Raw genomic sequence first — 20,158 nt, 5'->3', positions numbered from 1 at the left:
CCTATACAATTAATTTATATTTAGAGTAATTTCAAGTTTTATTACAAATTAATTTATTTAAACTTTAGCCGTAGAGTTTGGGACGCTTATCCTTATTTTGTTGCGATTTAATGAGTTTTTTAGCAGTCTTTCTTACATAATGAAGCTCAATGCCAATTTCTAAGCAGGTAGCATTAAAATTTTCATTATTTTCAACAAGCCATTTTTTAGCGTTATATTCTGCTTTTGTTGCCTCTTTCTTGGTAGAAGTATTAGTTGCATCTATTATTGCCTGCATAATAATAGCACTTCTAAGAGCAATATCGGGTATAGGATTATAAAGTTTAATATGCTCAAAAGGAGTAGTTAATTTGATGACATATGGTTTAGTCATATAAAACCTCTAATAATTATTAATAAAGTAAGATTTTATTAAAATAAATGTAACTACTAGGTTTTTCTTTTTTAACAAAGGCCTTAAAAAGTATAATAATTTTCAAGGCTTCAACTAGTAGTGACTAATTTGGATTAATAGAGATATCTAGTAATTATAATATTAGGAATAAGCTAAATGTTAGGTTCTGTATATTTTTTGATAAAATACGATATTTTACTCTTGCAGAAATAGAAGAATTGTTATATACATTGTTATCTTTTACGTATACTCAAATGATTTCAAGAATTGAATTTTATTTTGAGAGGTGAGCACCCGCAGCCTATACTTAATAGATGAAGATGCAATCCTTGATAAAATGAAAGAGCAATTCTTAAAAGCAGAAGAGTATATAAGGGGGTGTAGCTCAGTTGGTTAGAGCATCTGCCTGTCACGCAGAAGGTCGCGGGTTCGAGCCCCGTCACTCTCGCCAACCCCTTTCAGGTTTCGGGATTTCCTGTCGTTTTCTAAAAAATTCATATGCTCCTTTTATTCGCCTTTTGTTTTAATTGTTATATTAAACTCTTTTAAATTCCGAATTTTAAATATTATAAAAAACTAACTTTGTATATTCCTTAAAGTAACCTCAACTCATTTGTTCACACTTTTAGTTAAATTTCTATTGTATGCTTAAAACTTCTTATTATGATTCTATCTATAAGCTCATTTTTAACAAAATATTAAAATTTATAGAATTTAATAAGAAAATAATTATGTTTAGATGGTTTCAACCCTCAAATCAAGAATTAATAAGAACTATACAGAAAAAAAATACCGCAAAAGCACAAAAATTAATTGCCGCAATGGATATTACTGAATTAAGTAAAGTTAGGGATATTTATATTAGCATTAGCAGGACTATTGGCAGCATCCGTACCTATATTTTGAGTTACATTACCGTCACCTATCAAATTCAATGTACCGCCTACACCGCCGGTGCTCAGTACTGCTCCATTTGCTCCTACGCTACCGGTTAGCGTAACCCCATCTGCTAAAGCTAAGATAGAGCCATTCTTATTTAAAGCTACGGGAACAAATACATTAGCTGAGAACGTAATGGGGGTTGCTCCGATATTTACGAGTTTTAAGCTGCTGCCGTTAGCTCCAATCGTACCGTTAACATTACCGCTTTGTATTGTCAGTGTGCCTTAGTTATTTCCTTGGTTATTTGCAGAGGTCGTAACTGAACTGGTCACACCATTTACTATTAACTCACCATCTGCTCTAAATAATATGTTACCACCCGCTCCTAGATCTAAAGCTTGGTTAAATGTTACCTGCTATTCATACTAAGTAACTGCGTAAATACCGTATTATCGACTACGACATCACCTGCTCAGTCTACTATGAAATTCTTAAGGCGATGGGTATTCTATAGTATAAGGTCCACCGTTATTTGCTATGGTTAGGTATTTTGTGATTGCTCCTATTCTCACTATTCCATATTCATCATTGCCAGATTTGTTTAAATTATTATTTGAGCAAATTTACATTCCCATTTGCTGCATCTATTGTATATGTTGTATTATCCGCTATTCTAATATCACCTATATCTCCGGCACTTGGATCATTGGTTAAATTAGCATTTATTTGTATTTTTGCTTGTATAGCGTTTAATAATGCAACATTAATTGTATTTTCGGTATTTATTATTAAAGTACCGCCGCTAGCATTACTATTATTAAAAGTAATACCTCCTACATCTAATAGACTGTTAACACTTATAGTTCCCGCAGCTAAAACACTATCTGCAAAAACAATACTATTTACCGTAGTATTACCTTGTAAATCAAGAATCTTACCGTTACCTCCATTACACTGAAGTATATTGAAATTATTTATATTTCCGTTAAGTATAGCATTCCCTATAAAATTTCCGTTTACTCCTTTAGCACCGTCTATATTACCCGTAACCGTTATGTCGTCATCTAAATTAAGTACGGACGTATTACTTTGTAAATTAATATTAGTAGCTTTTAATATTGTAGAATTAAGTGTTGCCAACCCAAGTAAAACATTTACTGCGGCTAGTGAGCCTATATTACCTATATCGCCTGTTATTATGTTACTACTACCAAGATCATGAGCTGGATTTAGTATCCCTTGACCGTCAACGCCGGTAGTATTATTTATATTCCGTTAACGTTGTTATATTACCGTCAAAAAGAGTAAGTATAGAGTTATTGTTAGTAAGATTTATATTTGCAGCATTAATTGTAATATTAACTGCTCCAGACATATAAATCTGTGCTTCCCCGTTTCCTACATTTATTCCGGCAAGAGAGTTAGTTAGACCTATGTGATTTGATATAGTACCCGTACCTACAAATGTTATTGTTGCCAGCTACCGTATTATCTATCTGAGTTGTAATATTTAAACCGTTATTAATTTGTCAAGTAGAATTCTTACCGGCGAAATCTATATTACTAAATGTTTGATTACCGACTCCGGTAACAATTGACGTAACATTATTATTAATAAATTTAAGAGGAGTGAAATTAGGAGCAAGACCTACTGTTGCACTAAAAGCACCTATTGATACATTTTGACTTACCTCAACCCCACCAAAAGCAGGTAGCGCTATTAATTAATGTATTTATCCCGCCAATAACAGCATTTGTTTTATCTGCCGATATTTTAATTCCAAGCCCTTTGAATAAATATTGCCGTTATTAAATACTCCTCCTACAAGACCGACACCGGAACTCAAGCTTACGCTACCGAGATTAGGAATTGTTGCTCCTGCAGTATCAGAGCTAGTGAATAATGTTCCGCATAATGATGCCGTTGCTAAAAATTTTCTTAATATTTTTGATTCTTTCATTAATATTAATACATTTAATTAATACTTTGTAGCAACTTTTTTACAATAATAAAATAGAAGCAGATAGAGCTAGATTCAGAAAGCTTTAGACAAGATGAATTGACGACTGAGCCTGCGGAACGTACAAAAAGTACGTGAGCAAAGGCGCATGTCAGAAAATTCACTTGTATCAAGCTTTCTGAACGACGCTGTACCAAAAAAATATTGTTACTTGGTAGTGTAGCAATTTAATTTTGTATTTAGAATTAAGTTAAAGGAATTTCTCAATGAAAGTTGGAAAGCAGAAAGATAAACTAAGCTGTTTTGTCTTTTATTGTAGGCATGGATTTTACTACCTCAGATACACCGCTTTGAGTAGCTGCTGCAGTAGTAGCAGCATTACTGTATCACCACCCCCACGGGGTCCATAAAAACAATAAAAAATACTAATAATATTAGTATTTTTAACTGGATCCTATGGTCAGACCACAGGATGACAGAGGTGAAATTGATCCACGCAACAATATAGTCAATTCAGCCCAATTTAGTGACAGGCGTAAGGAAGAGAGTCTATAATAATAGGTGAGCTCAAGATAGTCAGGAATTAAGCAAGAAAAATCGCATTTTGATTGAAAAGTCAAAAAGAATTACTTTACTATAGCTTGCATTAATTTAATATATGATATTTTGACTATTAACAAATCTCTATTTATTTATCGGTGTTCCTACCAAAGCATGCTTAAGTACTTGATCAATATTTGATACAGATATAATTTCTAAGCTTTCTTTTATATTCGGCGGTATATCTTTCAAATCTTTGACATTTTCTTCAGGAATCAACACGGTTTTAATACCTCCCCTACTTGCAGCAAGTAACTTCTCTTTAAGACCACCTATAGGTAAAACATTGCCTCTTAAAGTAATTTCACCGGTCATTGCTACAGTACGATGTACGGGTATTTTAGTCATCAACGAAACAATAGTCGTAAACAAAGCACAGCCGGCAGACGGTCCATCTTTTGGAATAGCTCCGGCCGGTACGTGAATGTGAATATCAAAATCTTTATAATTGTCATACTTTAATCCAAAATTTGTTGCTCTGCTTCTAAAACAACTATAGGCAGCCATTGCCGATTCTTTCATAACATCACCGAGTTTTCCGGTGGTCTTTATTTCACCTTTCCCTGGAAATGCTAAAGCCTCTATAGTTAAAAGCTCTCCGCCTACTTCAGTATAAGCAAGTCCCGTAGTACTTCCTATTTGATCTTCTTTCTCGGCAAGCCCGAAATTATATTTCTTAGCTCCTAAAAATTCTTCAAGATGATTACTATCTATGGCGATATGCTTAACACTTTTATCTGCTAAAATCTGCTTTAATGCTTTTCTAGTTAATGCCCCTATCTCACGCTCTAAAGCTCTTACACCTGATTCCTTGGTATAATATCTAATTAAATCCAAAATTGCCGTCTCGGATATAGTAATTTCATCTTTTTTGATTTTATGCATTTTAAATTGTTTTGGAACTAAATAATTTCTGGCAATTTGGAGCTTTGTTTCCTCTACATAACCGGAAATATATATTTTTTCCATTCTATCACTTAAAGCTCTAGGTAAATCATGAGAGTTAGCAGTAGCAATAAATATTACATTTGATAGATCATATTCTACTTCTAGATAATGATCAACAAAGTGACTATTCTGCTCAGGGTCTAATACCTCAAGCAAAGCGGATGCCGGATCACCTCTAAAATCAGAACTCATTTTATCGATTTCATCAAGCAGCATTACAGGATTACTAGTCTTAACTTTCTTAAGTTGACCTAAAATTTTACCGGGCATTGATCCAAGGTAAGTTTTTCTATGCCCTCTGATTTCTGCTTCGTCTCTAACACCGCCGAGCGCAAGTTTAGTATATTTTCTGCCCATTCCTTCGGCAATAGATTTTACAAGTGAAGTTTTACCGACCCCTGGCGGACCTATTAAACATAATATAGGTCCTCTAATTTTACTTGAACGCTGTAATACCGCTAAATATTCTATAATTCGTTCTTTAACTTTTTCGAGTCCAAAATGGTCACGATTTAAAATTTTCTCTGCTTGGTTAATATCTATTTTGCTATTATCATACTTACCCCAAGGCAGGCTAAGCAATGTCTCAAGATAGTTACGCGTTACTCCCGACTCCGCTGACATTTGGTTCATAGTACGGAGTTTCTTAAGTTCAGCCTCAGCTTTTTCTTTTGCTTCTTTTGATAATTTTAAACTTTTAATTTTTTTCTCAATATCGGCAAGTTCTGATTTATCTTCATCAAGCTCTTTTTGAATAGCTTTCATTTGTTCGTGCAGATAATAATCACGCTGCGTTTTTTCGATTTGCTTTCGTACTCTTTGCTGCAATGCCTGCTCGGTTTCTGAATTTACTATATTGGAAGTAAGCATACTAATAACCGTAGTGATACGCTTAAAAGGACTCGTTTCTTCTAATAAATGCTGCTTTGCCTCAAGTGAAGTTATCAAATGTGAGGCTAATATATTTATAATATCTATGAAATTAGTGCTATTACTTATTTTTTTATTGATAGTTTCAATAATTTCTGCATTAACTTTCTTATCATTAATCGCATATTTACTAAATAGTTGTACTGCATTATCAACGAGTGAACGCATGTTATTAACGTCAAATATTTCTTCATCTGGAATAATTTCATAATTTGCTTCAAAAGCTTCCTCGCCTTTGATATTGCTTAGCTTTACTCTTGCTACTGCTTCTATTAAGATTTTTGCCGTATTATTAGGCAGCTTCACTATTTGGATAATCTTGGCAAGTATAGCTGTATTATAAAGTTCGTGTGTACTAGGGTTTTCTTGATCAAATTTTTTCTGTAAAGTTACTAAAATGTATTTACTATTATCTTCCTCGAAAATGGTAGTATTAGAGAGTGCTTGCAACGATTTTGGCCTACCCACAAAAATAGGCGCAATTACTCCCGGGAATACTACCATATCTCTCAGTGCCATTAACGGAAGGGATTTTTTATGCATCAATTAAAACCTTTTAAAATTTCTAATTATTAACTATATAATATAGTATCAACCTGATTTCAAGCTACCATTATTAATTATATTTATGAATTTATTACTACAACCTCCTCAAAATGTAGCAGCCGCACATAATAGAATAAAACAATATCTACATTTAACTCCGATCGTTCACTCTGAAAGCTTAAATGAGATGCTCGGTCATGAGATTTTTTTTAAGGTTGAATCATTACAAAAAACCGGTGCATTTAAAGTTAGAGGCGTGTTAAATCATTTATTAGAATTAAAAGAGCAAGGAAAATTACCTGATAAAATAGTCGGTTATAGTACGGGTAACCATGGAATCGGTCTTGCTTATGCGAGTAAATTATTCGGTATTAAAACAAGGATTTATTTACCGTTAAATACTTCAAAAGTAAAACAGCAAGCAACTCTTTATTACGGCGGTGAAGTTATATATACATATACTCGACAAGAAGCGGAAGAAAAAGCAAAAGAAGATGAAAAGCAAGGATTTTACTATATGCATCCTTCCGATAGTGATTCTACAATAGCAGGAGCAGGCACGTTATGCTATGAAGCATTACAGCAGCTAGGTTTTAGTCCTGACGCTATTTTTGCCTCTTGCGGCGGCGGCGGTTTAATTTCCGGCGCATATCTTGCCAAGGAATTAATATCACCGACAAGCTTGTTAATAGGTTCAGAACCTTTAAATGCCAATGATGCTTATTTATCTGTTAAAGATAATAAAACATATAGATTTAACTATGCTCCGAATACTATTGCGGACGGTCTTAAAACCTTGAGTATATCAGCTCGTACATTTGAATATCTGAAAAAACTTGATGATTTTTATTTAGCAGAAGAATATGAAATATATTACTGGACGGCGTGGCTTACTCATTTACTTAAAGTAATATGCGAGCCGTCAAGTAGTATAAACATGGTTTCAGTGGTAAATTTTTTAAAAACACAATCCAAACCTCAAAAATTACTAGTACTAATCTCAGGCGGTAATATCGATCCTATTCTTTATAATGAATTATGGAAAGAGGAGTATTTAAGCATCTCACCTAAATCTTTATGTTCTGATGTCATTTCTGCGAAAGCAGCAATCTAGTAACCTTTAATGTCATACTGCAACTTGATCGCAGTATCTTAGGACTCAGCTGGTGATACAAGACCCCGTGGTCACGCCACGGGGTGACAATAAAAAATCTAGATTTCCGCTTTCGCGGGAATGACATAGAAGCAATATAACAACGCCTCCTCACAATGATGAAGTTATATTAAAATTTAACCCTTTCTTCTTACTGCTTCCTGATTTTTAGTAGAAGGATTAGGAGTGATGTGCGGAGGTTTTATATTAGAACTTCTTAGTTTTATTGAATCTTCAAATATGGTTTTATCAAATGCTATTGGATTGATTTTTCTGAGTTCCGCTAAATTAAAATTATTAATTTGTTGCGGTTGAACTATAATAGACTCACCCGTAACAGGAATTAAATTTTTAAATTCAGGATTAGTTGCTACTTTATCTTTATTTTCATTTAAAAATTTTGTTAGACCTGCAGCAATGTCAGGGTTTGTTAAAGCATTTGAAAAGATTTTATCATTAATTGTCTTCACTACATATTCATCACTCAGAGTAATATATTTATCTACAACTTTTCCTAATCTTTTTTCCAAATAGTTTCTACCTGTAAATATCTGCTTAAATTTTTCCCCTAAAGAAGTACCTCTATCATTAATATCTTTTAATTCATTGGCTATTTTAGTACTATTCTCAGTTAGATAAGTAGAATCTAACTTATTTAATTCCCTTATTATTTCAGGATTCTTTATGCCTGATGAGTTAGTAAGTATAATAATTTGTTCTAATTGCTTACTAATGTTATTATTTTTTTCTAATCTATTACTAATCTGCTGTACCGTATAAGTGGCTGCATTTTGTAATGCCTTAAGTTCCACTTGAGATAATTGATTTACTCTTGGGATAAACTGCTTACTATTTTTATTAAATTTCTGGTTTTTATCTCCTTGCATAATAAATTTTTCATATTTCTCAAGTTTGTCTGGAGTGTTTTTAGGATCTTGTTTTAAGATTTCTATAGCTTGATCTTTTACAGCCTGTGCATATTGCTCTTTAGGTATAGACTTTCCGCTTACGGCTATTAATGCTTCTTTAGTTGCTCTTATAGGATTGGCAAAGATTTCTTCTTCATCTTCTATACCCATCAATGATAATGCATCAAAAGGTCCTCCTTTATTTAGAGGAAGTACAAAACCCTTAAGTGCTGCTTCAGCCCTTGCGACATCAAACTTTAGCTTATCTGCTAAACTAGGCATTAGTTTTATATCTTGTCCTAAATTGATATGCAAGTTATCTACTAATTTTTGTGTATCTTTATTTTCTACAACTTCACTAATAATTTTACTGGCAAGTACTTCAAGCGTACTAGTGATATATTCTTCAGATTGTAAATATTGTTGAATAGGATCGGGAGTAACAATATTTTTATTCAAAGTATCTAATCTCCTATCTACGTTTTTTATATCAACTATTTTATCTTTTACTGCAGCCAATATCTCAGTCACTTCATCGTTTTTTTTAATAGTATCATTTATATTAGTTATAATCCCTGCCATATAATACTCATTATTAAGTTATTTGATATAATGAACTAAATTATCAAACTTTTTAAAAATTCGCAACTATATTATCATATAAATCACTACTTACTATGCCCTGACTGTTGCCCACTCTCTCTACTTTTATTAAGGTTTTCAACATGAGATATAGGGGTTGATATAGAAGACTTATAGCCTTGGGGTATTGTTTTATTTTGCTTTACAATATTTGGTGCTTGTTTTTCTCTTTGTAGTTCTTCCGACAAATTTTTTGTTTCTATATGTAAACTATTACTTTTTTCAAAGTTAGCAAATGCTTTATCTATATTTTTTTGAGCATCATCCGTACCGGTAAAAACTGCTACTATTCTTTGCCATAGCTTAGGTTTGGTTACTCCTTGTAATTCTAATGCTATACTTTCTCCCCCCCATCCGTGTGTTCCTTAAATATCCAGGATCTAACTCTGCTAATACTCTTTTAGTACCGTTAACAAGTACAGAATTGCTGCTCTCAAGTAATGGGCAAAATTCTTGATAATTTCTTTACCTTGCTCTATCATTGTTTCAGACGGTAGTTTACTTATCACTGGTAATAAAGTTTTAATTATATTAGGCTCATTTACTCCTAACTCATTAATAGACGATAAAGCTTTTGCTTCTTTTTCATAAGTAATTTTTAAAAATTCAGCTATCTTTAATGCTGCTTGTGTTAATGCTGCTACTTGTTGTGGATAATTAATTTGCTCTTGTTTATCAAGTTTAGGGGTAGTATTTTTAGTAAGAAATTTTCTGTAGTTACCTAATGTTATTTCTGAAACATTTTCTTTAAGGTTATCTAATGTTTTATCTATTAATTTCTCTCTATATTGTTCTTTAGATATTTTTTGGTTAGCTAATTCTAACATAGCTTTTTCTAATGGTTTTTTAATATCCATCACTTCATCTTCGCTTAAGCCATTACGTTTTTCGTCGTGCATCTGCTCTACTTGAGACTCACTTAAATCTATGGCAAACCAATTTAAAATTTATGAATGAAAATTAATTAAAACTTATAAAAAGAATTGTATTTTTTCATAGAAGAGGTCCTAATCGTAATTTCATCAGGGATTTCAGTTATGAACCTTGAAGGGTAAGAACGGACTATTTCATAAAATATTTTTCTGCTTTCAGCATGAGTAATGTAGAGGTCTTTTTTGGCTCTCGTAATACCGACATAAGCAATGCGGCGTTCTTCTTCTAAGCCTTTTTCGCCGTCTTCGTCTAGAGATCTTTGAGACGGAAATACCCCCTCTTCCCAGCCCGGTAAAAATACCACGTCAAACTCAAGCCCTTTAGCTGCGTGCAGGGTCATTATAGTAACAGAGCCACCGTAATTGGTTTCAAGCACTTCATTTTCCATAACTAAGCTTGAATGTTCGATAAAATCATGAACATCGTTAAATTCAGCAATAGCTCTAAGCATTTCGTTAATATTTTCGATTCTACCGAATGCTTCCTCGGTTTTTTCTTCTTGAAGCATTTCAAGATAACCGGAATCATCAAGTATTGCTTTAACTACGTTTATTGGAGCATCTATACTAAATCTTTCGTACCAATTATCGATTTTGGTAACCAAATCTTTTAGAGTTTCATATGATTTTGCTTTAATCTCACCTATTTCTAGCATTTCTTTAATGGCTGCGAAATTAGAAATATTTCGCTCAAGTGCATAGCCTCTAATTTTATTTAAGCTAGCTGCACCTATTGCCCTTTTCGGCACATTTATAATACGCTCAAGTGCTAGATTGTCATTTTGATTCAAAGATATACGGATATAAGCAAGTACATCTCTTATTTCCATACGTTCATAGAACCGCAAACCACCTATAATTTTATAAGGCATAGCACTATTTATAAACGCTTCCTCAAAACTTCTTGTTTGAAATACGGCTCGTACTAATATTGCAATATTGCCGGCATTATACCGGTTTTCTCGCACTAAATTATCTATTTCACTGGCTATATATCTTGCTTCTTCTTTATCACTCCAACAAGAGATAATTTTTATCTTTTCACCGTTTTCCCTATCCGTCCATAACGTTTTACCGTGACGGTTTTTATTATTATTGATAACATTGGAAGCAGCAGCAAGTATTGGCAAAGTTGATCTATAATTCTGCTCTAATTTAATAATTGTTGCACCTGCAAAATCTTTTTCAAAACGTAATATATTCCCGACTTCTGCTCCTCGCCAACCATAAATAGATTGATCATCATCCCCTACACAGCAAATATTTTTATATAAACTTGCGAGCATTCTTGCCCATAAATACTGGACAACGTTAGTGTCTTGATATTCATCAATTAAAATATATCGATATTTTTCTTGGTAATATCTTAGTATTTCAGAATTTTTAATAAAAAGCTCATTATTATAAAGTAGCAAATCTCCAAAATCTAAAACATTAGAAATAAGTAAATTTTTCTGATATTCTTCGTATACAAGTTTTGCAACCCTCTGCAACGGTAAATTAGTATCTGATACTGATAGTTTAGTTGGTAATAATCCTTGATCTTTCCATCTAGAAATTATGATATGTATTAATTTAGGAGCATATTTTTTAGTATCAATATCTTTTAGCTTTACTATATCTTTCACTAGTTTTAATTGATCATCATGACTAATAATAGTAAATCTATTATTTAAACCAAGATTTAAATGCTCAATCTGGTCACGTAATATCCTAGCTGCCATTGAGTGGAAAGTACCTATATTAAGACCATAGCAATTAATTAGACTATTAACTCTTTCAGCCATTTCTTTAGCAGCTTTATTAGTAAAAGTAACAGCTAGAATATTTTGAGGTGAGGCTAAATTTTGGTGAATAATATTAGCTATTCTTGAGGTAAGTACCTTTGTTTTACCTGTCCCTGCACCTGCAAGCAATAAAAGCGGTCCTTCAGTGTGAAGAACTGCTTTTTGCTGTTCTGGATTTAATGTATGTATGAAATCTTGATTTTGCATTTATTTTAAGGATGTTGTACTATGGCTCTACTATGTCATTCCCGCAAAAGCGGGAATGACATTAAAGCATTAAAATATCACCTTATTCTTCTTAGATTTTTAATAATATACGAAATAGTAATTATCGGACTACAAATAATTATTTTAAATAACCTAAAATAAGAGCTTAAATTTCTATCTTCAATAAACCAATTATATAAATCATTTATAGGTTTAATCTCAGCAGGAATAATATATTGATCTTTAAATAATGCTTTTAAAACTCTTTTTGCCTGTTTTGCTTCTACTTTACGCTCTATTGTTAAGCTTTGATTATGTACTCGGTAGAAATATAAAGATTCCGGTATATGAGCAAATTTCGTAACAAGTCCAAACCTTAGCCAATATTCATAATCATCCACTAACTGCATATTTTCATTATATCCACCTACTTGCCTTGCTAAATCGGCTCTATATAAGAAACATGCACCGACGCAATCTCTAATCGGTAAAAACTCAGGAGGTTCTTGATAAAGTCTTATTCCTACTTTACCGTGGTCATCGATCAAAGTATAATCAGTATATACAAGCCCTATCTCAGGTGAATTATCAAGTATCTTAACCATTTTTTCTAAAGCATTTTCATGGAAAAGATTATCATCTGAAGTCCAAGTAAAATACTCCCCCTTGGCCTCTTTAAAAGCAATATTAAGACTTGCCGGTAATCTTTTATTGGTCTCATTTACTATTACCTTAATACGTGAATCCTGCTCTGCATATGTCCTAGCTACTATAACGCTATTATCTTTTGAGCAATCATCAATAATAATAAGCTCAAAGTCTTTAAAGCTTTGATTAAGGCAACTCTCAATAGCAAAAGGTAATAGCTTCTTTCTATTATAAACCGGTAAAACTATTGAGATTTTTGGAAGATTACTATGCATGTCCTCCTAACATATCAAGAGTATTTAAACTATTAATTATATTTTCTATTAGTTCTGATTCTTCAGCTTTACATCCATCTTCAAGGATTAATAATATATTGCTTAAAGCATTATTAAGCATTTTGGGTATTATAGTATTTTGCTCTTCAAACCTTTTTTAATTAGTTGCATCAAAGGATCAACATATTCAATTGTTAACGATTCTTTATATTGAGCTAATAGCTCGGCAAGACAATCAGATACTGCCCATAACAAAAGATCAGCTGCTTCATTATCTATTAAATCAAATACTTCATAAATTTTTTCAATTTGTACTTCAATATTATCTACAAACACTAGCATAATTTTTACTATTTAGATTATTATATTTCCTATGTCATTCCCGCGAAAGCGGGAATGCAGAAAAAATAATCTTAATACTGCTACAAAGAATTATATTCTTTACTAGATTCCTGCTTTCGCAGGAATGACATAAAAGGAACCATGCGGACATGCTTAATTCTGTAAATTTATATATTTCGTATTTAGATATTCAAATATTCCTTCAAATGAGCCTTCAACTCCAAAACCCGAAGCTTTACGTCCTGCAAAAGGTGCTTTTGCATTCGCAGGTAACGGGTCGTTAATCGATACCATAACAAAATCAAGCTTAGACGCTATCATTTGTGCCACGGATATATTATTTGAATATACATATCCTTGCAAGCCGTATTCGGTATTACTTGCATGTTCTATTACTTCATCCAAATCTTTAAATTTATAACAAGCAACTACCGGACCGAATATTTCTATTCTAAAGATATCCATATTATCCAAACAGTCAATAATAATAGTAGGCTCAATAAAATTATCAACAGTTTTACCGCCGCAAATTAATTTAGCTCCTTTACTTTGTGCATCAGCGAGTAACTTTTGTATTTTTTCTATGGCAGCAGAATTAATTAACGGACCTATATCCGATTCCTTATCAAATCCGTCACCGGCTTTAAGCTTAGTAAATTTAGCCTTTAGAATTTCTATAAATTTTTCATATATAGATTCTTCTATAAATATTCTGTTAGGTGAAGTACAAGACTGTCCACTATTCCTAGTTTTAGCGATTACTAAATCACTTACTACTTTCTCTAAATTATTATCTGCCGTTATAATGAAAGGAGCATTGCCGCCAAGTTCCAAAGATAAACGTTTTAGAGTATTTGCGGCATTTTGATATAGAATTTTACCGACATTTGTAGCGCCGGTAAATGATAATTTCTGAAGCCTAAAATCTTCACAAAAAGCCTTACCTATAATATCTGAACTACCTGTAATTACATTAAATACTCCGGCAGGCAAACCGGCATCGCTTGCAAATTTCGCAAGTACTAAAGCTGATAGAGGCGTAAGACTTGACGGTTTTAATATAACGCTGCAACCCGCAGCTATTGCAGGTACTACCTTGCGAGTAATCATTGCATTAGGAAAATTCCAAGGAGTTATAGCAGCAGACGGTCCTACAGGCTCATATTGCGTAACAATTTTATGAGTGTTACTATTACCGGGTTTGATAGTCGAATGAATATTATGTATAGCATATGTATACCAATCAATAAAAGAGGCTCCATATAAAATTCCTTTTTTTGATTCAGCAAGTACTTTACCCTGCTCTAGGGTTAATATATGACTTAACTCCTCAATATTTTCGATTACTAAATTATACCATCTTCTAAGAATTGCTATTCTCGCTCCAAATGAACTTTGTGACCATAAAGAAAAACTAGTCACCGTATTATTAATCGCTGAATTAATCTCAGATAATCCTAAATTCGGAACTGTAGCAATTTCTTTTAAGGTCGCAGGATTAATAACGGATATTTGCTTCCCGAACTCTATAAATTCACCGTTTATATAATTCTTTCCCGTAATGTTTTTAAGTAAGTTCATATATTTTTACCTGCGTGGATACTAAAATCGTCATTGCGAGCGAACATTGGCGTTGTTGCATGGCTCGAGAAAAGTGTTATAAACTTATATTAAAATTATACGGCAATACTAGCAAGAAAAATATTTATAATGAATTATTTATACCAAAATCTTCACCACCCATTTGACTTTCTAATACATCATAAGAAATATTTGCCAAATTAGCATGTTTTATAATATTAATGATATCTTCAGGAGCTATTGCGTTTAATATAAGATTTAATATTTCTTGAGGAAATTTATATCCAATGTCAGATAATATAGCAGAGTTTTCTATTATAATAAAGTCATACACCTATCTTGTTTAAGTCTTCTAGAATATTTTCTCACAATAAATTTGATACTTTATCTACCTTTATAGCCTCAGCTATTTTAACCCATAACTCAGAGGGACTTATTTCTTCTTTGCCAAAAGCTATTAAATTCTTGAATTGCTCTAAATAATTACCTTTAACTCCTTTAATATTTCCCCATGCATACTCAATAACCTCAGATGAAATATCAGAGTAATATTTTTTCTTAGGATTTATTAATTGTGACTCTAAAGAGATCACAGCTGAGAGAAATACTTTTTCTAAGTTATTAAATAACCGCCTTTATTAAGATTTATACTTGCTAACAGCCAACCATTTGAGTCATCTCCATTAAAAATCCAATTCTGATGTAACATATTGAGTCCAAAGTCAAATTTTTAAATATATTAGTAGTCGTAGGCTTATCGGTAGCTAACCTAATATCAGGAGCCTTTATCACTTGATCATATCTAACTCCGGTTATTTCTAGCTCTGTAAATTTTTCACTTTGGCTATTTGGATAAAAATGATTTAAGTAAAATTTTATTGCAGAATATATTAAAAATTTTTTTGAAAATGCGGCTTCTGCTAGCTCTATTTCTAAATTAGCATTTTTCAATACTTCTAAATTTTGTATGTTAAAACTACCTCATCCAACTAAAAATTTCATAAGTAATGGATATGTATCAATATTTTGTTTTTGTGGTGGTATATTTGTTCCAAGTCATTATATATTTGTACCTAATTAAATTAATACACAATGACTATAATAAGTGTCTTACTAAATACAACAATTTTTTATTAACTTATATGTTAATTTACAGCTAAAAAATCTAAATTATTTATTTAGAAATTTTTCAGCCTCAAGAGCCGCCATACAGCCTGTTCCTGCAGCAGTTACTGCTTGTCTATAAATTTTATCCTGAACGTCACCAGCAGCAAAAACACCTTCTACACTAGTTCTAGTAGTACCTGACTTCGTGATGATATAATTATCGTCATCCATTACAATTTGTCCGGTAAATAGCCCCGTATTCGGTGCATGCCCAATAGCTATAAATACACCACTACAATTCAATAGACTAATCTCTTTGGTGTGAACATTTTGAATTTTAACTCCAGTAACGGATTTTGGTTTATTGCTACCTACAATCTCATCTACTACATGATCCCAAATTACTGATATTTTAGAATTTTTAAATAATCGATCCTGTAATATTTTCTCAGCTCTAAAACTATCTCTTCTATGCACTATAGTGACTTTGTTAGCATGATTGGTTAAGTATAAAGCTTCTTCTACTGCACTATTTCCTCCCCCTACTACAACTATTTCTTGATTCTTAAAAAAGAAACCATCGCAAGTAGCACATGCCGAAACACCAAAACCACGAAATTTCTGCTCTGAAGCTATACCAAGCCATTTTGCTTCCGCACCGGTACAAATGATTATGCTCTCCGCGTCATATTCATTTCCTGCTCCTGTAAATACTTTAAAAGGTCTTTTTGATAAATCCACCTTTTCTACGTAATCACTAACAATTTCCGTACCGACATTTTTAGCCTGCATATACATCTGCTCCATAAGCCAAGGTCCTTGCACCGTTTCCGCAAATCCTGGATAGTTCTCAACATCGGTGGTACTTGTAAGCTGCCCGCCTGGCTGCATACCATTTATTAATATTGGTTTTAAAGCAGCTCTAGCTGTATAAATAGCGGCACTTAAGCCCGCAGGTCCTGAACCTATTATTAGTACTTTAGTAGTAATTTTCATAATTATTATTTATTAATTTAAATGATGCCTATGTCATTCATGCGAAAGCAGGAATCCAGAAAAACATATAAAAAACAGTTTTTTTATATGTTTATTGTATTAAATATGTAATTTTTGTACTAAGATTAAGGTTATTTTTCTGGATTCCCGCTTCCGCGGGAATGACATCCTGAACGTTCGTACAATACAAGGTCATACAATCTAAGATTTCTTTTTTAACCAAGATTTGACATAGTTAATTTCTTCAGGGTTCATTAGAGAAGGAGCATGACCGGCATATTTTATTTCATAAAGATCAAAAATTTTTGTTTCTTTCATCTTTTTAATAGTAGATTTTGTTAAAATTTGAGATTTCATCCCATGAATTACTAATATTCTACATTTTATTTTGTTCCATACAGACCATAGTTTAATATCTTCCTGGTTACTAGCATTTTTCATTCCTTTTGTTATAGCAGGATCATAATTCATTTTATATTTTCCGCCGAATGTAGAAATTACACTATATTTTGTTAAATAATCCCAATCTTCTTCATCTTTAATACCGCTTTGTGCATAAATAAGTTTTAAATGTTCTTTTGCACTAGCCAAATCATCTAAGAGTATCGTTTTTTTAGCATAACCTCCAATTTTAATTAAAGGAGCAGCATCAATAAACGCCCCTATATCATTTAATATTAAGGCTTTAAAAATATTTTTATATTTACTGGCAAGTATCATACCTATAATACCGCCCATTGAAGTACCAAGCCAAATAGGATTTTTGATATTTAGCCTTTTTAAAAAAAATAACGTATCTTTAATATAAGTCGTATAGTTATAATGATTAGCTTTTTTAAAATTTTCGCTATCACTGCGACCGGGATAATTTATTGCAATTACTCTATAATTTTTACTCAACTCTTTAGCTATTTTATCAAAATCATGAGCATTTCTAGTTAAACCGTGAGCACATACTATTATATTTTTATTTTTAGGATCACCGAATTCCAAATAAGAAATTTTATGTTTCGGTATATATTGAAGAGGTAATAAATTAATATAGGGACCAATTTTTATTGAATTAATTTTCATATGAACCTATTAATACCAATTTAGAATAAATTGTAAAAAAATCATTGTCATCAATTGTCATCATGTTATTAATTTAAGTCACTTAAAAATATACTGACCATGGTCGGCATATATATAACTACAAAAAGCAAAGATAAAAACACAGTAGCTGCAACTTTTTCAGGGTAAAATTTCTGTAAATTCGCTATAACTATAGTATTTGCTGCGAGTGGTGCCGTAGAAAGTAGTTTTAGGGCATTATAGTAATCATTGTTATACCATTTTGTTACAAAATGATCAAACATGATCAATAACCCTACTCCCAAAGGATAGAATAGAAATTTAGCAGCAAAAGTAGCAAGAGTAAATTTGATATCGACTTCAAATTTTTGTAGAGACGAAAGAGCAAGACCCACCATCACCATACCGAGTATCGAAAAAGAGCCTTTCATATTATATATAAAATCATCTAAAAAATCCGGTAAAGTAAAACCGCAAAAACTAAATAAACATCCCAAGAAAAAAGCGTTTAAAATCGGTAATTTTACTACTTTTAATATACTATCGGTGGTATTAGCAAAGCTCCTCATACAAATATAAAAGCCGATGGAACATTCATAAATATTCACTCCTATAACAGCCATCATGTAAATACTTAATGTATAATCATCAAAAAGTGCTGCAGCTATAGGCAACATAAAATACCCACCATTGGCCGTACCTGCAGACAAAGCTATAATATTACGTGTATGATCCTGCCAAAATTTACCAAAAAAATAATAAGAAAAGAGCGATAAGAGTGTTGCAATTACAAATGTTACAACCGTAACGCTTAATGCCGCAAGTGTTAAGGTTGTACTAGCAGGTATCGTAAAAAATACTATAGGCGATATAAAATAGAATAGTAACGAAGAGATACTATCTCTTTCAACATTTGAATATTTACCTGCTAAAAATCCTATTACTACACTTAATAATACCGAAACGGTTTTAAAAAAAACTATACTAAAGATTATCATGTAATGAGCTAAAGATATAATTACTTATAATATATGAGGTTTTATTTTTTTCACTAAATTTTGTAAAGATTTTTACTTCATCAGACCACAATAAATTTCTAATTGAAACTTTAAAAACTTTATGTGATTTAAGGTATCTAATTTAATATGAAATTTTCATATTTATTGGTATTGCTCGCGTGGAGTCATATGTCATTCCCGCGGAGGCATTGTTGCGTGGATACCTATGTCATTCCTGCGAAAGCAGGCATGACATAAGGAATAACACACGAAGCTACTTCGGAAATTATAGGCATATGTAAATTATATTTTTTTATCAAATCCAAAACTAATTTTAATGCTTCTCTTCCCTCTACTAGCTCTTTATATTCCTGTAAAAATTTCTGTTTATCGCTACTAATTCCAAGTTCATAACCAAATTTTGTATTACGTGAACCTAACGAATAACAAGTAAGCACTAAATCGCCTACTACGCCTTCTAATAAAATATCAGAATTTTTTTGCATACCACCTAACGCTTTCGACAAAATAGCAATTTCTTTTAAGGCAGCTACTATAAGCGTTGCTCTTGCATTTTCGCCCTGCTTTCTTGCTAAATCAATCCCGCTTTTAATAGCAAAAATATTTTTTAAAGCTCCTGCTACCTGTAATGTTACAATATCGCTTGACACATTAGTAGTAAAAATTTTTGAACTTAGGTTATAAGCTATTTTATTTGCTATATCTATATCTAAACTTGCAATACTTGCCGAAGCAGGTAAATTTTTAGCAAGTTCTTTTGCTAGATTCGGACCTACAAAAAACGCTGTAGGGTTATACGGTAATAGAGTTTTTAACCTATCTGAAAATAATGCGGTAGGATTACGGGCAAAGCCTTTTGTTGCAATTAGAAGAGTATTGTCTTTAGAAATGCTGTGAGTTTTTAATAATTTTATTGAGTCATCAAAAGCGTAAGACGGCAATGCAATAATAATTAGTTCAAAATCCTTAATTATATCTAAGTTTGTAGTAGCCTGTAAATGAGCAGGTAATTTAATATCCCCTAAATATTTTACATTAGTTTTGTTATGTAAAATTTCCTTTGCTATTGCCTCATCACGTAAAAATAAAGTAACGTTATTACAGTTTTGTGCTGCTAAAGAAGCAAGGCTAGTACCGAAACTCCCTCCCCCATACACCGCAATATTTTTAAATTTGTTCATGTGCTTATTTTTTCTTTGTCACTTACAGGTTTGTAGGTATCGTTG

General features: G+C 32.2%; 21 protein-coding genes and 1 tRNA gene. 3 read left to right on the top strand and 19 right to left on the bottom strand.

Annotation, left to right across the window (positions count from 1 at the left end; genetic code table 11):
- Positions 1-64: 64 nt before the first annotated feature.
- Positions 65-373: a hypothetical protein gene (locus tag RAF_RS03250; protein ID WP_012719712.1), complete on the bottom strand. Its 309-nt coding sequence runs from the start codon at positions 371-373 to the stop codon at positions 65-67.
- A gap of 395 nt (positions 374-768) precedes the next feature.
- Here RAF_RS03250 and RAF_RS03245 point away from each other — a divergent pair.
- Both RAF_RS03245 and RAF_RS09035 read left to right on the top strand, forming a co-directional pair.
- Positions 769-845, top strand: a tRNA-Asp gene (locus RAF_RS03245).
- Positions 846-1,348: 503 nt separating this feature from the next.
- A complete protein-coding gene (locus RAF_RS09035; RefSeq protein WP_041471862.1) occupies positions 1,349-1,564 on the top strand; it encodes a hypothetical protein in 216 nt (71 codons plus the stop codon).
- Positions 1,565-1,885: 321 nt separating this feature from the next.
- Here the strand turns inward: RAF_RS09035 and RAF_RS09310 are convergent, their stop codons facing one another.
- The 3 genes from RAF_RS09310 to lon form a co-directional block, all read right to left on the bottom strand.
- On the bottom strand, positions 1,886-2,416 hold the full coding sequence (locus RAF_RS09310; RefSeq protein ID WP_012719710.1) for a hypothetical protein: 531 nt from the start codon (positions 2,414-2,416) through the stop codon (positions 1,886-1,888).
- A 593-nt stretch (positions 2,417-3,009) separates the two neighbouring features.
- Positions 3,010-3,237, bottom strand: coding sequence for a hypothetical protein (locus RAF_RS03230; RefSeq protein ID WP_004995713.1), 228 nt, complete (start codon positions 3,235-3,237; stop codon positions 3,010-3,012).
- A 684-nt stretch (positions 3,238-3,921) separates the two neighbouring features.
- Complete coding sequence (lon, locus tag RAF_RS03225) at positions 3,922-6,258, bottom strand: endopeptidase La (RefSeq protein WP_012719709.1); 2,337 nt, start codon at positions 6,256-6,258, stop codon at positions 3,922-3,924.
- 85 nt (positions 6,259-6,343) lie between these two features.
- On the opposite strand from lon, the gene RAF_RS03220 reads away from it, so the two are divergent.
- Positions 6,344-7,375 (top strand): serine/threonine dehydratase, encoded by a 1,032-nt coding sequence (locus RAF_RS03220; protein ID WP_012719708.1) that lies wholly within the window; start codon positions 6,344-6,346, stop codon positions 7,373-7,375.
- 176 nt (positions 7,376-7,551) lie between these two features.
- On the opposite strand, the gene RAF_RS03215 is transcribed toward RAF_RS03220, so the two are convergent.
- The 15 genes from RAF_RS03215 to RAF_RS03155 all read right to left on the bottom strand — a co-directional run bounded on the left by RAF_RS03215 (position 7,552) and on the right by RAF_RS03155 (position 20,113).
- Positions 7,552-8,904, bottom strand: a complete 1,353-nt coding sequence (locus tag RAF_RS03215) for a hypothetical protein (RefSeq protein ID WP_012719707.1) — start codon at positions 8,902-8,904, stop codon at positions 7,552-7,554.
- An 86-nt stretch (positions 8,905-8,990) separates the two neighbouring features.
- Positions 8,991-9,152, bottom strand: coding sequence for a hypothetical protein (locus RAF_RS08645; RefSeq protein ID WP_012736381.1), 162 nt, complete (start codon positions 9,150-9,152; stop codon positions 8,991-8,993).
- A 201-nt stretch (positions 9,153-9,353) separates the two neighbouring features.
- Positions 9,354-9,863 carry a hypothetical protein gene (locus tag RAF_RS03210; protein ID WP_012719706.1) on the bottom strand — a complete coding sequence of 170 codons (510 nt, stop codon included), beginning with the start codon at positions 9,861-9,863 and terminating at the stop codon, positions 9,354-9,356.
- A 65-nt stretch (positions 9,864-9,928) separates the two neighbouring features.
- Positions 9,929-11,890: a DNA helicase PcrA gene (gene pcrA, locus RAF_RS03205; protein WP_012719705.1), complete on the bottom strand. Its 1,962-nt coding sequence runs from the start codon at positions 11,888-11,890 to the stop codon at positions 9,929-9,931.
- A 77-nt stretch (positions 11,891-11,967) separates the two neighbouring features.
- On the bottom strand, positions 11,968-12,813 hold the full coding sequence (locus RAF_RS03200; protein ID WP_012719704.1) for a glycosyltransferase: 846 nt from the start codon (positions 12,811-12,813) through the stop codon (positions 11,968-11,970).
- On the bottom strand, positions 12,806-12,934 hold the full coding sequence (locus RAF_RS10385; protein WP_255374147.1) for a hypothetical protein: 129 nt from the start codon (positions 12,932-12,934) through the stop codon (positions 12,806-12,808). Before RAF_RS10385 ends, RAF_RS03200 begins: the two co-directional genes overlap by 8 nt.
- A gap of 8 nt (positions 12,935-12,942) precedes the next feature.
- A complete protein-coding gene (locus RAF_RS09820; protein ID WP_041471861.1) occupies positions 12,943-13,155 on the bottom strand; it encodes a hypothetical protein in 213 nt (70 codons plus the stop codon).
- Positions 13,156-13,308: 153 nt separating this feature from the next.
- Positions 13,309-14,736, bottom strand: a complete 1,428-nt coding sequence (locus RAF_RS03190; RefSeq protein WP_012719703.1) for an NAD-dependent succinate-semialdehyde dehydrogenase — start codon at positions 14,734-14,736, stop codon at positions 13,309-13,311.
- Between the two features lie 124 nt (positions 14,737-14,860).
- Complete coding sequence (locus tag RAF_RS03185) at positions 14,861-15,070, bottom strand: hypothetical protein (RefSeq protein WP_004995723.1); 210 nt, start codon at positions 15,068-15,070, stop codon at positions 14,861-14,863.
- Positions 15,071-15,101: 31 nt separating this feature from the next.
- On the bottom strand, positions 15,102-15,329 hold the full coding sequence (locus RAF_RS03180; RefSeq protein ID WP_041471860.1) for a hypothetical protein: 228 nt from the start codon (positions 15,327-15,329) through the stop codon (positions 15,102-15,104).
- Between the two features lie 61 nt (positions 15,330-15,390).
- Complete coding sequence (locus tag RAF_RS03175; protein WP_004995724.1) at positions 15,391-15,687, bottom strand: hypothetical protein; 297 nt, start codon at positions 15,685-15,687, stop codon at positions 15,391-15,393.
- A gap of 219 nt (positions 15,688-15,906) precedes the next feature.
- Positions 15,907-16,839 carry a thioredoxin-disulfide reductase gene (gene trxB, locus RAF_RS03170; protein ID WP_012719702.1) on the bottom strand — a complete coding sequence of 311 codons (933 nt, stop codon included), beginning with the start codon at positions 16,837-16,839 and terminating at the stop codon, positions 15,907-15,909.
- A 201-nt stretch (positions 16,840-17,040) separates the two neighbouring features.
- On the bottom strand, positions 17,041-17,913 hold the full coding sequence (locus tag RAF_RS03165) for an alpha/beta fold hydrolase (protein ID WP_012719701.1): 873 nt from the start codon (positions 17,911-17,913) through the stop codon (positions 17,041-17,043).
- A 68-nt stretch (positions 17,914-17,981) separates the two neighbouring features.
- Entirely contained in the window at positions 17,982-18,911 is a 930-nt protein-coding gene (locus tag RAF_RS03160) for an AEC family transporter (protein WP_012719700.1), read from the bottom strand.
- A gap of 224 nt (positions 18,912-19,135) precedes the next feature.
- The gene (locus tag RAF_RS03155; protein WP_012719699.1) at positions 19,136-20,113 is read right to left on the bottom strand and encodes an NAD(P)H-dependent glycerol-3-phosphate dehydrogenase; all 978 of its coding nucleotides are present in this window, start codon (positions 20,111-20,113) and stop codon (positions 19,136-19,138) included.
- Positions 20,114-20,158: the final 45 nt, after the last annotated feature.

This window comes from Rickettsia africae ESF-5, assembly GCF_000023005.1.
Classification (GTDB): Bacteria; Pseudomonadota; Alphaproteobacteria; order Rickettsiales; family Rickettsiaceae; genus Rickettsia; species Rickettsia rickettsii.
This window is presented reverse-complemented; position numbering and strand designations above follow the sequence as displayed.

Coding starts and splice junctions, on each gene's coding strand:
- RAF_RS03215 (WP_012719707.1), bottom strand. CDS start 8,904: ATGGCAGGGATTATAACTAATATAAATGATACTATTAAAAAAAACGAT.
- RAF_RS03220 (WP_012719708.1), top strand. CDS start 6,344: ATGAATTTATTACTACAACCTCCTCAAAATGTAGCAGCCGCACATAAT.
- RAF_RS03230 (WP_004995713.1), bottom strand. CDS start 3,237: ATGAAAGAATCAAAAATATTAAGAAAATTTTTAGCAACGGCATCATTA.
- RAF_RS10385 (WP_255374147.1), bottom strand. CDS start 12,934: ATGCTTAATAATGCTTTAAGCAATATATTATTAATCCTTGAAGATGGA.
- lon (WP_012719709.1), bottom strand. CDS start 6,258: ATGCATAAAAAATCCCTTCCGTTAATGGCACTGAGAGATATGGTAGTA.
- RAF_RS03210 (WP_012719706.1), bottom strand. CDS start 9,863: ATGCACGACGAAAAACGTAATGGCTTAAGCGAAGATGAAGTGATGGAT.
- RAF_RS03160 (WP_012719700.1), bottom strand. CDS start 18,911: ATGATAATCTTTAGTATAGTTTTTTTTAAAACCGTTTCGGTATTATTA.
- RAF_RS09820 (WP_041471861.1), bottom strand. CDS start 13,155: ATGCTAGTGTTTGTAGATAATATTGAAGTACAAATTGAAAAAATTTAT.
- RAF_RS03190 (WP_012719703.1), bottom strand. CDS start 14,736: ATGAACTTACTTAAAAACATTACGGGAAAGAATTATATAAACGGTGAA.
- RAF_RS03200 (WP_012719704.1), bottom strand. CDS start 12,813: ATGCATAGTAATCTTCCAAAAATCTCAATAGTTTTACCGGTTTATAAT.
- RAF_RS03155 (WP_012719699.1), bottom strand. CDS start 20,113: ATGAACAAATTTAAAAATATTGCGGTGTATGGGGGAGGGAGTTTCGGT.
- trxB (WP_012719702.1), bottom strand. CDS start 16,839: ATGAAAATTACTACTAAAGTACTAATAATAGGTTCAGGACCTGCGGGC.
- RAF_RS03165 (WP_012719701.1), bottom strand. CDS start 17,913: ATGAAAATTAATTCAATAAAAATTGGTCCCTATATTAATTTATTACCT.
- RAF_RS03250 (WP_012719712.1), bottom strand. CDS start 373: ATGACTAAACCATATGTCATCAAATTAACTACTCCTTTTGAGCATATT.
- pcrA (WP_012719705.1), bottom strand. CDS start 11,890: ATGCAAAATCAAGATTTCATACATACATTAAATCCAGAACAGCAAAAA.